This window comes from Pseudomonas sp. LBUM1648 (assembly GCF_059716145.1).
In genome coordinates this window covers 3,077,965-3,090,786 of record NZ_CP166808.1, presented here as the reverse complement: position 1 = coordinate 3,090,786, position 12,822 = coordinate 3,077,965, and the positions used below count along the sequence as shown (strand labels likewise).

Below are 12,822 nucleotides of genomic sequence, written 5' to 3'. Positions count from 1 at the left end.
GGCGAACAATCCGTTGTTCACCCCTGGCGCAACAGCTGCCAGCTCTGTGGTAAGAACGGCAGCAACACCAAGGCTTCCGAGCCTTGGAAACGCGATGAAAGTCGGCGGCATGTGGTGTGCTCGCCTTCCGACATCGCGACCCGACCGCATTGTGGTGATGCTGTCGGGAGGAACTGGGCGACCCTTGGGTCGCCTTTTTTCTATGCAGCTTGTATTTCAACGTCGGATTCGGCTGGGAATATCTCGGGTAAATCCGGCCTAAGCTGATGAGGTAGCAGCGCTCCAGAAAGTGCTTTCGATAGATGTCGAACCTGTGCGACTGGAATACCTCGCCGACGCCAATTAAAGAATCTCTGAGGGCTGATTTTGCACTCTCGCGAAAGCTGGGAAGGGCTTTTGCCGGAGGCCTCAGCAACCTGCAGTACTAAATCGAATATCTGAGCAGGTGTACTCATGACGTTATCCATACCAAACAATTTGAACAGCAAGACCAAACAATACGTTTGTTATCATCTGAATGCAAGCGCTGTAACATTCTGTTTATGAGTAAACAAACGCAAAACCTCAAAGGCCAACGCTTCCGTGAAGCGCTCGAAGACTCCGGATTGACGGGGGCCCAGCTCGCTCGAGTTCTCGATCTCGAGAACGACCAGAACATCACGAACTGGAAAGCTAGGGGCGTCCCCGCGTACATGGTCGGCGAAGTTGCGCTGACACTTGTCGTGGAGCGCGAGTGGCTAGAAGGGAAAGATGTACCAATGCGGACCAAGAGCACTGAGCGAAACCCATTACGCCCGGCTGCTAACGATTCGCCGCTTTACGTGCTGGAGCCAATGGCTCCTTGGGACTCAGAAACACCAATAGACAATGACGAGGTGGAGCTAAGGTTGTACAAGGAAGTGGAGTTATCCTCTGGACCTGGAAAGGTTGCGCGTACAGAGGTTCAGGAGATCGCTGGACCCAAGCTTCGTTTTTCACGAGCTACAATGAGGACTTGCGGAGTAGATCCCTCAAACGCTGTATTTGCCACCAACAGCGGGAACAGCAATCACCCACTGATTCTTTCGGGAGCGACAGTCGGCATTGATACGGGAATGACGCGAATCGTCGATGGCGAAATGTACGCAATCGACCACGACGGGCATTTTCGGATTAAGTTTCTTCAACGTACTGCCAACGGCATCAAGATGAGGAGCTTCAATTCACAGGAATACGCTGACGAAGACTATGACTTCGATCAGATCATGGCTCAACGGGTGGTAATTCTTGGCCGCATATTTTGGTGGTCATCAATACGTCCATTGAAAGGCCCCTCTCTGATCTGACACCAAACAAAATGTGTTGACCAAAAACCAAACAGATTGTTTACTTGCCTCACTCTCCAACCACAGTGAGGCATCACCATGCGCGCCACCGCATCCCTACATGTCCATCCTGCATGCGTCAGCAATCGCAAACTGATCGAACAGCTGCAGCTCGCCACGGGCTGTCTGGTCGTCATTCATAACAGCAAACCAAAGCTTGTCGCCAAGTCCTGCCAGCCCTCTCCTATCGATCCGAACGGTGGAGGGCACGCAGCATGATCAAGTACAAGATCGACAACCGCACGCTGCAGTTGCTCAACGCCCAGGTCAACCTGACCGAGACCTTCAACCACGTCCTGCGCACAGCACCGAAGCGTGAATGCCTGGCATTCCGTCTCAAGGCTGAGCGCGGCGCAGTGGAAAGCACTTTTGTCGTCGAACTGGGCAGCGAACGCCACACGCTAACCCTGCCAAACGACAAGAAGATGCACCTCAAACTGGCCGATTTCATTGAAGAGATTGCCAACGGTCCGTTCGACGCGAGCAACTCCAGCGACCTGGTGCGTCTCCCGCATGCCGATCGTCAATACGGTCGCTTTGAAGTCCAGGACAAGCAGCGCGTGTTCGAACTGGTGCACACCGGCGGCGTGCTGAGCCTAGACATGGGTTTTGAACTTCCCCTGCATGTGGCGCTACATCGCACTCATACACGCCGCGGCGTCACCGCGATCTTGAGCATCGGCAACAAGAGTCCGCATACGCGCTGCTTCACCTTGTACGACCCCGATGCCGAGATCTACGCAAGGCTCCTTGAGTCCATCAACCACCTTGCTGCAGCGGCCACTCCTGCTGCGCACGCGGCATGAGGAGGACGATATGGAACGCACCCTCGCCCAAGCAGCCGCACAACTCGGCCTCACTCGCCCCAAATTGATCGCTCTCATGCGGGAAAAAGGTTTGCTCAAGGGAAACCTGCCGGCGGACCTGAAGCGCGACAACGCGTACCTGCGGATCAAGGACAGCCCCTGGTATGACGAAAAATGCGGAATGCAGTACAGCCAGTCGACCCGCGTCATGCAAGCCGGCATCCGCTGGCTGGCCGAGCAGCTGGAAATCGATCTTCCTGCCATCCCGGCAGATCGCCGTGACGTGGCCTAGGGAGTACGCCCGCCAGATCGTTGCCATGCGCACACGCGAGGAGCGCAACGCCGCGCTCCTCGAAGTGCCCGAACATCTGCGCGAGCTGACCAGACGCCACTGCCTGAACGCCTGGAACCACCCCGCACGACAACAACGCAAGGAGGCTCGACAAGTCCATGAGTAACGCTGCACAGAATCCGCTTCGTCTGCATCCGGCGCCCGAATCGGCCACCGTCGAACTGCTCTATCGAATCTTCGGTGACGTCCTGATCCCGCTAGAAAAAGTCCGCGAGCAGTACTTTCGCAATCTCAACGAGCAGTCGTTCGTGACGGAGATCAACAGCGGCCGGATCCAGCTTCCCATAACCACGCTGGACACCAGCCGCAAGGCGCTGAAGTACGCGCACATCCGCCATGTTGCCTCGCTGATCGACATCCGCGCCTACAAGGCTGATGAAGATATGCAGCGACAGCAGGACGGCCAACGCCAAACGGCCCCCACACCACTGACGGCTGTCACCACCAGCCAACGACAATCCTAGGAGCACACCACATGATGACCCCAATACAAATCGGTGCACTGATCATCCTGATTGCTCTGGCCGGCCTGCTGCTCTGGGGCGGTTACATCATAGGCCGCAGCGATGGCCTGGAGACCGGCCTGCGCGAGGGTGAAGACATCCAACGCGCCGCAAGCGCGAAAACCATCCGCGAGCTTCGGGCCTCCCTGCAGTTCATCCGGGCCGATCACACTCGCTTGGCACAAACCTGCAAACGACTTGAAGCGCCCCCCCTCTTCGGCCCGGCCGAGCAACAGACGCTGGTCACCATCGGCGAGTTGCTGCGGATCACCGCCGAAACCTTCAGCGCCTTTCGTACCGGCAAGAAGCTCGAGCGTGATGCCCGATCACTGCGCGAACAGGCCCTTGCAATTGCTGCGCAGCTGCAAACAGGAATCCAAGGCAGCTTAGTAGGACAACCACTCGGCACCGCCAACCAATTTACTGTGGAGGCTACGTAATGTGGTTACTTTTCCCTCAGTCGCAACGGACGGAACGTCCGGTCCCAGGCTCATTGGAAAAAGCACCTTACTTACACAGAAGGGAGGGTTAAGGAAATGACTAATAGCAGTTTGGAATCCATACCTCACCCTGACGTAGATAAGGTGTCGGAGGAAGTTATGGCACATTTCTTAGGCATTTCGTCTAGGGCTCTTGCGACGCGCCGCGCACGCAAACAGATACCCGAAGGGGTCTGGAACAAGCAGGGACATCGCATTATGTATAGCAAAAGAAGGTACGAGGAATGGCAAGAAGCACAATGGATTTGCCCAGTGGAGTGGAACTCTTCCGCAAATCCCTCAGGATTCGTTTTACTTGGAACGGGGTCCGCAGATGCGAAACGCTCCCCTACCCCGCGACGCAGAAAGGCATTAAAGCTGCATCCCAACTACGCGATCAAGTAAAGAGCCTGATCAAGCTCGGCCTCCTGGATGATACCAAGTACGCAGAGCTGTTCCCCGGCTCGGCCGTTCTGCTGAACAGCATTCCAACCTTTCACGAGTACGCGCAGCTTTGGCTTGATGGTCGAGTCATCACAACCGGCACGCGCAACAACTACAAAGGCGCGCTCAACCTGTACTGGATTCCGCCACTGGCACTGATCCGCCTCGATCAAATCACTCCCGCACTCCTACGCCGCGTTATTGCGGCAACGGAGTGGACATCGCCAGGTGTTCGGCGTAACGCTCTGGTCAAACTCTCGACGATTCTGGAGGCGGCAGTTGCTGAAGATCTGATCAAGAAGAACCCGGCAACGACAATAGACCGGCCCAAGCGATCGCGAAAGGAGATCAGCCCATTCTCCCTAGACGAAGCCAACAGCATCATTGCCCACCTGTATCAGACAACACACTGGCCGAGCGGGATATACGCCGCGTTCTTTGAGTTCGCATTCTTCACCGGGCTGCGACTGTCGGAAGTCGCGGCGCTTCGCTGGGATGCGGTCGACTTGGTGAAACGTCAGGTTCATGTCTGCCGCACCGTGGCTCTTGGCCTAGTCGAAAAGCGAACCAAGACCGGCAAGGACCGCTTTGTTCTGCTGAATGAACGAGCCCTCCACGCGCTCGAGTTCGCCCGTCAATACGCAGAGCGTCGCGCAAATGGCATCGGCAAGATCAAAACCACGCCTTATGTGTTCCCGCCTTCGAAGAACAGCGAGTACATCAAACAGACCTCGGACCTGCACAAACAATGGAGGCCTGCTCTGAAGGCGCTAGCGATGCCTTATCGGCCGCCGTACAACTGCCGTCATACTTATGCGACAATATGCTTAATGTCCAACATGAACCCCGCATTCATCGCTCAGCAACTTGGCCACAGCGTCCAAATGTTGCTGACGACGTATGCGCGTTGGCTCAACTCAAGCTCAGACTGGGGGGAGCTGGAAAAGCTCCAGATTGGTATCAAATCGGTATCAGGTAAAAAAGACCAGCTCTAAACCATTGATAGGTAAGGTAATTGATCTCCACAGCTAACATCACGATGCAGTTCGGCGCCAAGCCGCTCTTCGAAAACGTTTCGGTCAAATTTGGCGCGGGCAACCGTTACGGCCTGATCGGCGCCAACGGTTGCGGCAAGTCGACCTTCATGAAAATCCTCGGCGGCGACCTCGACCCGTCCGGTGGTCAGGTCATGCTTGAGCCGAACGTACGCCTGGGTAAGTTGCGCCAGGACCAGTTCGCTTACGAAGAATTCACCGTGATCGACACCGTGATCATGGGTCACGAAGAGCTGTGGAAGGTCAAGGCCGAGCGCGACCGCATCTACTCGCTGCCGGAAATGAGCGAAGAAGACGGCATGGCGGTAGCCGAGCTGGAAACCGAATTCGCTGAAATGGACGGCTACACCGCCGAATCCCGTGCCGGTGAACTGCTGTTGGGCCTGGGTATCGGCATCGAACAGCATTTCGGCCCGATGAGCGAAGTGTCGCCAGGCTGGAAACTGCGTGTGTTGCTGGCGCAGGCACTGTTCTCCGATCCGGAAGTACTGTTGCTCGACGAACCGACCAACCACCTGGACATCAACACCATTCGCTGGCTGGAAAACATCCTGACCCAGCGTAACAGCCTGATGATCATCATCTCTCACGACCGTCACTTCCTGAACAGCGTGTGCACGCACATGGCTGACCTGGACTACGGCGAGCTGCGCCTGTTCCCGGGCAACTACGACGAGTACATGACCGTGGCGACCCAGTCCCGCGAGCAACTGCTGTCGGACAACGCCAAGAAGAAAGCACAGATTTCCGAGCTGCAATCGTTCGTCAGCCGCTTCTCCGCCAACGCCTCGAAAGCCAAGCAGGCTACATCCCGCGCCAAGGCGATCGACAAGATCCAGCTGGCTGAAGTCAAGCCTTCGAGCCGTGTCAGCCCGTTCATCCGCTTCGATCAGAACAAGAAGCTGCACCGCCAGGCGGTGATGGTCGAAAAAATGGCCAAAGGTTTCGACGGCAAGCCGTTGTTCAAAGACTTCAGCTTCCAGGTTGAAGCGGGCGAGCGCGTGGCGATCATTGGCCCGAACGGTATCGGCAAAACCACCCTGCTGCGTACTCTGGTCAACGAGCTCACGCCGGATGCCGGTAGCATCAAGTGGACCGACGCCGCAGAACTGGGCTACTACGCTCAGGATCACGCGCACGACTTCGAAGACGACGTCACCCTGTTCGACTGGATGGGTCAGTGGACTCAGGGCGAGCAGATGATTCGCGGTACTTTGGGCCGCATGCTGTTCTCCAATGACGAGATCCTCAAGTCGGTCAAAGTGATTTCCGGTGGTGAACAAGGTCGCATGCTGTTCGGCAAGCTGATCCTGCAAAAGCCGAACGTGCTGATCATGGACGAACCGACCAACCACTTGGACATGGAATCGATCGAAGCGCTAAACCTGGCGCTGGAAAACTATCCGGGCACGCTGATCTTTGTCAGCCACGACCGTGAGTTCGTATCGTCCCTGGCCACGCGCATCATCGAGCTGAGCCCGGACGGCGTGACCGACTTCAGCGGCACCTATGATGACTACCTGCGTAGTCAGGGTGTCGTGTTCTAAGAAGCAATTTGCGCTTACTGAAAGCCCTGTCCATGTGACGGGGCTTTTTGCATTTCCGGATACGGCATGATCCTTCCCACGCTCTGCGTGGGAAGGATCAGGACAGAGCGTTCTTTGATCGTTAGCCTGCTTTCTTTTATTTCAGGCCCAAGCCATGATGCCGACTCTCCCACCGCCGCCCGCGAACGAGTCCTCATGTCTGCGCAGCAACTGCCACCGCAAAGCTCCATGGCGATCACCCTGCAGATCGTCTCTATCGTTTTCTATACCTTTATTGCCTTCCTCTGCATCGGTCTGCCAATTGCGGTGTTGCCCGGTTACGTGCACGAACAGTTGGGTTTCAGCGCGATCATCGCCGGGCTGGTCATCGGCTCGCAGTACCTGGCCACCCTGCTCAGTCGACCGATGGCCGGGCGCATGTCGGATACCGTCGGCACCAAACGGGCGATCGTTTATGGCTTGATCGGGATTGTGCTCAGTGGCGGGTTGACGCTGATTTCGACCTTGCTGCAAAGCTATCCGCTGCCGAGCCTCTTGATTCTGATTGTCGGGCGCTTGCTGCTGGGCGTCGCGCAGGGACTGATCGGTGTCGGCACCATCAGTTGGTGCATGGGGCAGGTCGGTGTCGAGCACACAGCAAGGTCGATCGGCTGGAACGGCATCGCGTCATACGGCGCGATTGCCATTGGCGCGCCACTGGGTGTGGTCATGGTTGCCGAATATGGTTTCGCCAGTCTGGGCATTGCACTGTCGGTGCTGGCGGCGGGTGCGCTGGTATTGATCCGCAACAAACCTTCGGTGCCGGTGGTGCGTGGCGAGCGCCTGCCGTTTTGGGCCGTGTTTGGCCGCATTGCCCCGTTTGGTGCCAGCTTGAGCCTGGCCTCGATCGGCTACGGCACGCTGACCACGTTTATCACCCTGTATTACCTCAACCGTGGCTGGAGTGGCGCGGCGTATTGCCTGACGGTGTTCGGGGTGTGCTTCATCCTCTCGCGGTTGATGTTTATTTCGGCCATTGGCCGTTTCGGCGGTTTCACTTCAGCGATCATCTGCATGACAGTGGAAACCATGGGCCTGGTGATGTTGTGGCTCGCGCCTTCAACCGCGTTTGCACTGATCGGCGCGGGATTGGCCGGGTTCGGGCTTTCACTGGTGTATCCGGCGCTGGGGGTCGAAGCGATCAAGCAGGTGCCCAACTCCAGCCGTGGCGCCGGGTTGAGTGCTTATGCGGTGTTCTTCGATCTGGCGCTGGCGATTGCCGGGCCGTTGATGGGAGCGGTTGCGTTGAATCTGGGATATTCGTGGATTTTCTTTAGTGCGGCGCTGTTGTCGGTGACCGGGTTGGCGCTGACCTTGCTGCTCAAGCGCCGGTCGATGGCTTAAAAGCAAAAGATCGTTTATTGATCTGCCGTCTGCATCCCCGCCCGCGTCGGCCTGCCCAGCGTATGCGTAAAGAACCGTCCGGCCTCCGAGATCAGATTGCGATGGATATCTTCACGATCAACCCCATCAGCATCGGTACACAGCGCCGGCATGGCGATGATCTGCTCCTCATTACACGGCGCCATAAACACAAAGTGCCCTGCCCCGGCCAGTAACTTGAAGTCGGGCGCAGTCGGCAGTTTACGCGCCAGTGCCGCAGCGTTTTTATCGAACGCAACGAGTTTGTCGCCATCGCCGCTGTAAAGCAGCACTGGCACATGCACATCAGCCAGGGTATGGCGGCCGAACTTCAGGCTCAGTGGCGCCATCAACAGCAACGCATGCACGCGTGGATCGGCCACCGGCTGCAGGTCATCACGATCAACGATGAGTTCGCCCTGAGTGTTGCAGGCGTCACGGTCGTCCGGGCGTTCCTGGCAATAGCGGCGCAGGCGATCCAGATCCGGTTGCGCCCCTGACAGAATCAACGCCGTCTCGCCCCCAGCCGAATAACCGATCACACCAACCTGATCGGCATTGACGAACGGCGCCAGCATGGAGTCGCCAAGGGTTGCGGTAATCGCTTCGGAAATCTGGATTGGCCGCCCGTAGAGATTGCTCAGGGTGCCGAGTCGGCTGTGATCCTTGGAGTTGTCACCGGGATGAATCACCGCCACCACCACAAAACCTTTGCGTGCCAGCGACGTGGCAAGGTCGTGCAGCGCCAGTGGCGTGCCGGTGTTGCCATGGGACAGCATCAACATCGGAAAGCGGCCCATGGCGACTTTGGTATCTTCGCCGGCCTCGACTGAATAACCTTCGAGCAGGCTCATATGTTCGCGGTCGCTGGAAGGATAGAACGCGATGGCGCGCATCGGTTGCAGATCCAACGGATCGAGGAACGTCATCTCGTGGTAACCGACGCTCCAGACAGGATGGCGCCCCGGCGCAGCTTGCACTGAATTCAGGCTGCCGAGCAGGCAAATCAGTAACGTTGCACAAAGACGCATCATGGGCTGCCCTACCCTGTTGTTACTCAATCGAAAGATCCATTGCGTTGTGAAGGCCGGAAACGCCGGGGATTCGGTACTCCGGTTCACCAATGCACTCAGACGCTGATCGCTTGACTGCATAACCCGGGCCAGATTATGTAACAGTCAGAAACAAAAAACTCCGTATCTGGCCCTTGCGGAACCAGAATACAGAGTTTTCGGGGGATTGCCTGAACGAGAGCTGTTCTTTACGCAAGCCTTACGCGGCGGCGAACAACTGCTCGCTGATCTTCGCTTGAGCGGCGGTCATGGCGTTGTTGCGCACTTCGTCGCCATACGCCAGGCCTTCGGCACGGACGATTTCGATGTCAGTGATGCCGAGGAAACCCAGTACCAGCTTCAGATATTCTTCGTGAGCGATACCGCTGGCCTGGCCGGCATGAATGCCGCCGGAGGTGGATACGATCACCACTTTCTTGCCGCCGCACAGGCCTTCAGGGCCGGCTTCGGTGTAACGGAAAGTTTGACCGGCAACGGCAACACGGTCGATCCACGCTTTGAGTTGGGTCGGCACGGTGAAGTTGTACATCGGTGCAGCGATGACTACCGCGTCGGCAGCGATGAATTCGGCCAACGTCGAAGCGCTCAGTTCGGCCTCGTGCTGTTGGGCGGCGTCGCGCAGTTCAGCGGTGGTGCCGGCGGCCACCAGAGTAGTCGACGAGAAGTGGCTGATGGCGTCAGCGGCGAGGTCACGGTAGGTCACCACGACGCTTGGCTCAGCGACTTGCCAGGCTTTGACGACTTGGCTGCTCAACTGACGGGAAGCCGAGTTGTCGCCCAGAATGCTCGAATCGATATGCAGCAGTTTCATGTGGAATCCCCTGGAATGAATCGCCGGTGGCGACGGAATGGAGACAATCCTACGGAAGAAACCAATGGATGATTAGCCGCCGACAATGCGATAGTTTGTCCCACTGATAGAACAGTCGGATTCTCTACGATGCAAGACCTCAACGATCTCTACTATTTCGCCAAAGTCGTCGAGGCCGGCGGCTTTGCGGCCGCCGGGCGATTGCTGGGCATTCCCAAGTCGCGATTGTCGCGCCGCATCGCTGAACTAGAAGAACGCCTCGGCGCCCGCTTGCTGCAACGTACCACCCGGCAGTTGAATCTCACCGCTGTCGGTGAGCGCTATTTGCGCCACTGTCAGGCGATGTTGCTGGAAGCGGAAATGGCTGACGAGGCAGTGGCAAGCATGTCGAGTGAGCCACGAGGACGCTTGCGTGTGTCCTGCCCAACGGGTCTGGCGCGGGAAATGTTGCCGTGGGTCATCAGCGAATTCCTCGGCAAGTTCCCCCAGGTGCAACTGGAAGTGGTGTTGGTCAACCGCCGGGTCGATCTGGTCGCTGAAGGCTTTGATGTCGCCCTGCGCGTGCGTGAACACGGCGATGAAGATCCGTTGCTGGTGACCCGGCGTCTGCGTCAGGCACAAATGGTGGTGGTGGCCAGCCCGGCGTTTACTCAGGGGCAGTCGATCAGCCATCCGCAGGATCTGAGGAGTCTGCCGGTGCTTGGCGCTCTGGAGGCCGATCGCATGGTTCACGTGCGGTTGTTCGATCAACAGGGCAAGAGTTTCGAGTTGAACATGGAAGCTCGGCTGGGCATCGATGACTTTATTGTGCGCAAGGCCTGTGTGCTGGCCGGCCAGGGCTTCACATTGCTGCCGATGATGTACTGCGAGGAGGAACTGCAAAACGGCACACTGGTGCAATTGCTACCCGAGTGGTCGCTGCCCGGTGGCTGGTTGCAAGCGGTCTATCCGCATCGTCGCGGGGTGATGCCGGCGGTGCGCGCGTGGATCGATCATCTGGTCGAATCGTTCAATGCCTGTGGGGAGCGGTTGTTATGAAAAAGGCAAAAATGAGCGAGGCGGACGTTGCCGCGTTTTGCCTGGGATTACCCGGTGCGCGCGAAGACTACAAGTGGGGTGGCGTGCGCGTGTTTTCGATTGCCGGCAACAAGATGTTTGCCTTGCAGGGGCTGCGCGGAGATTCGCTGGCGTTCAAGGTCGACAAGGATCTGTTTCTCGGCCATTGCGACCGCCCGGGCATTCACCCGGCGCCGTACCTGGCGCGGGCGCAGTGGATCATCATGCACCCGCCCTACCCGCTGGGCGCCGAGGAGTTGCAGGGGTTGCTGCAACGCTCGCATCAGTTGGTAGTAGGCAAGTTGCCCAAAAAGACACAGATCGGATTATTGCTGTAAACCCGATCCCTGTAGGAGCTGCCGAAGGCTGCGATCTTTTGATTTTCAGGATCAAAAGATCGCAGCCTTCGGCAGCTCCTACACGGGGGGATTTTTGTCAGTACAGTGATAACAGGTTCGAACCGAGAAACAGCTGATCAATCCAGAACACCTGGTGCAACACGACGATCACCCAGAACAGCACCTGAAACGACACCTTGCGCGTCTTGTGCCGGAACACTTGCTGGGCGACCAGCGCGCCCGGCCACCCCCCGGCCAGTTCCACTGCGTGGAGGATGTTTTCCGGCGTGCGCCACGCATCGGTGCGGGCCTTGCGCTTGTCGGCCCAATACATAAAGAACGCCAGCACGCTGACGACGCCATACGCCGCCAGCGGGACCAGCGAGATCCCGCGCAACCACATCGACAGCGATCCGAACACCGGCAGCGCGCAGACAATCAGCAGCACCAGTAGCTTCAGCTTGAGGTTTTGAATACTGCCACCGGACGGGCGACCTTCAGGGCGGCGTGCGCGGGAATCATTCATGGCTTGGCCGCCGACCAGTCCACCCAGCCAAACTGCCAAGTCGCCAGAATGACCAGGCCGAACACGATCCGGTACCAGGCAAATGCCGCATAGCTGTGGCTGCCGATGAACTTGAGCAACCCACGCACGGCGATCATGGCGAAGATGAACGCGGTGACGAACCCGATGGCAAACACCGGGAAGTCCGCCGGCACAAACAGATCGCGGTACTTGTAGCCCGAGTAAACCGCAGCACCGACCATGGTCGGCATCGCGAGGAAGAACGAAAACTCGGTGGCTGTTTTGCGCGACAGGCCGAACAACAGGCCGCCAATGATCGTCGAGCCGGAACGCGACGTGCCGGGAATCATCGCCAGGCACTGGGCGAAACCGATTTTCAGCGCGTCCGTCCAGCGAATCTCATCGACCGTTTCCGCGTGCACCTCATGCTGACGCTGCTCAGCCCACAACATGATGATGCCGCCCACCACGAGCGCAGCAGCGACGGTGATCGGGTTGAACAGGTACTCGTGGATCAGATCGGCAAAGATCACGCCCAGCACCACGGCGGGCAGAAAAGCGATCAGCAGGTTGGCGGTGAAACGCCGCGCGCTGGGTTGCGTCGGCAAGCCAACCACCACATCGAGAATCTTGCGACGAAACTCCCAGACCACCGCGAGGATCGCGCCGAGCTGGATGATGATGTTGAACGCCATGGCTCGTTCGCCGCCGAAGTCGAGCAAGTCGGCAACGATGATCTGGTGTCCGGTACTGGAAATGGGCAAAAACTCCGTCAGCCCTTCTACAACGCCTAGTATCAGTGCCTGCAAGGCCATCCAAAGATCCATCAATCCCCCAAAGAGCGATGCACGCCGGCATGCCCCGATAGTATTTTTCTTTCGTTCACTGCGATCAGCGTAGCTGGTTGTTGCTGTACCGATTCCGCGCACACAGGATCCACACGAAACAGTCAAAATTCCGTGAAATAGCAACTTGGATTCAGGTTTTCACGCGCGGGGCCGAAATCCTAACAGACAAGCCTTAATAGCGCTGCCGCGTTATACGACTTGGGTCGCGTATGCCCGCCC

14 protein-coding genes are annotated in these 12,822 nt (G+C 57.7%); 10 read left to right on the top strand and 4 right to left on the bottom strand.

Features of this window, described 5'->3' with window-relative positions; genetic code table 11:
• The first annotated feature begins 542 nt into the window (after positions 1–542).
• The 8 genes from ACA043_RS14145 (at position 543) to ACA043_RS14110 (ending at position 7,933) form a co-directional block, all read left to right on the top strand.
• The gene (locus ACA043_RS14145; RefSeq protein ID WP_497659501.1) at positions 543–1,325 is read left to right on the top strand and encodes a S24 family peptidase; all 783 of its coding nucleotides are present in this window, start codon (positions 543–545) and stop codon (positions 1,323–1,325) included.
• Positions 1,326–1,579: 254 nt separating this feature from the next.
• Positions 1,580–2,170 carry a hypothetical protein gene (locus ACA043_RS14140; RefSeq protein ID WP_497659500.1) on the top strand — a complete coding sequence of 197 codons (591 nt, stop codon included), beginning with the start codon at positions 1,580–1,582 and terminating at the stop codon, positions 2,168–2,170.
• Between the two features lie 10 nt (positions 2,171–2,180).
• Positions 2,181–2,462, top strand: a complete 282-nt coding sequence (locus ACA043_RS14135) for a phage antirepressor KilAC domain-containing protein (protein ID WP_497659499.1) — start codon at positions 2,181–2,183, stop codon at positions 2,460–2,462.
• 158 nt (positions 2,463–2,620) lie between these two features.
• Positions 2,621–2,986 (top strand): pyocin activator PrtN family protein, encoded by a 366-nt coding sequence (locus tag ACA043_RS14130; protein ID WP_108224737.1) that lies wholly within the window; start codon positions 2,621–2,623, stop codon positions 2,984–2,986.
• 11 nt (positions 2,987–2,997) lie between these two features.
• Positions 2,998–3,465 carry a hypothetical protein gene (locus tag ACA043_RS14125; RefSeq protein WP_497659498.1) on the top strand — a complete coding sequence of 156 codons (468 nt, stop codon included), beginning with the start codon at positions 2,998–3,000 and terminating at the stop codon, positions 3,463–3,465.
• 284 nt (positions 3,466–3,749) lie between these two features.
• Entirely contained in the window at positions 3,750–4,943 is a 1,194-nt protein-coding gene (locus ACA043_RS14120) for a tyrosine-type recombinase/integrase (protein ID WP_497659497.1), read from the top strand.
• A gap of 20 nt (positions 4,944–4,963) precedes the next feature.
• Entirely contained in the window at positions 4,964–6,550 is a 1,587-nt protein-coding gene (locus ACA043_RS14115; protein WP_187681360.1) for an ABC-F family ATPase, read from the top strand.
• Between the two features lie 195 nt (positions 6,551–6,745).
• Entirely contained in the window at positions 6,746–7,933 is a 1,188-nt protein-coding gene (locus ACA043_RS14110; RefSeq protein ID WP_497659496.1) for an MFS transporter, read from the top strand.
• Positions 7,934–7,947: 14 nt separating this feature from the next.
• Here ACA043_RS14110 and ACA043_RS14105 read toward each other — a convergent pair whose 3' ends face one another.
• Positions 7,948–8,985 carry an alpha/beta hydrolase family protein gene (locus ACA043_RS14105; protein ID WP_497618148.1) on the bottom strand — a complete coding sequence of 346 codons (1,038 nt, stop codon included), beginning with the start codon at positions 8,983–8,985 and terminating at the stop codon, positions 7,948–7,950.
• A 238-nt stretch (positions 8,986–9,223) separates the two neighbouring features.
• Positions 9,224–9,835: an FMN-dependent NADH-azoreductase gene (locus ACA043_RS14100; RefSeq protein ID WP_401267461.1), complete on the bottom strand. Its 612-nt coding sequence runs from the start codon at positions 9,833–9,835 to the stop codon at positions 9,224–9,226.
• Between the two features lie 129 nt (positions 9,836–9,964).
• Here ACA043_RS14100 and ACA043_RS14095 point away from each other — a divergent pair, with 129 nt between their 5' ends.
• On the top strand, positions 9,965–10,873 hold the full coding sequence (locus ACA043_RS14095; RefSeq protein ID WP_497659495.1) for a LysR substrate-binding domain-containing protein: 909 nt from the start codon (positions 9,965–9,967) through the stop codon (positions 10,871–10,873).
• On the top strand, positions 10,870–11,229 hold the full coding sequence (locus tag ACA043_RS14090) for an MmcQ/YjbR family DNA-binding protein (RefSeq protein WP_187681355.1): 360 nt from the start codon (positions 10,870–10,872) through the stop codon (positions 11,227–11,229). The genes ACA043_RS14095 and ACA043_RS14090 overlap by 4 nt, the downstream gene beginning before the upstream one ends.
• A 97-nt stretch (positions 11,230–11,326) precedes the next feature.
• On the opposite strand, the gene ACA043_RS14085 is transcribed toward ACA043_RS14090, so the two are convergent.
• Both ACA043_RS14085 and ACA043_RS14080 read right to left on the bottom strand, forming a co-directional pair.
• The gene (locus ACA043_RS14085) at positions 11,327–11,755 is read right to left on the bottom strand and encodes a DUF1294 domain-containing protein (RefSeq protein ID WP_497659494.1); all 429 of its coding nucleotides are present in this window, start codon (positions 11,753–11,755) and stop codon (positions 11,327–11,329) included.
• A complete protein-coding gene (locus tag ACA043_RS14080; RefSeq protein WP_489879865.1) occupies positions 11,752–12,582 on the bottom strand; it encodes an undecaprenyl-diphosphate phosphatase in 831 nt (276 codons plus the stop codon). Before ACA043_RS14080 ends, ACA043_RS14085 begins: the two co-directional genes overlap by 4 nt.
• Between the last annotated feature and the right edge of the window lie 240 nt (positions 12,583–12,822).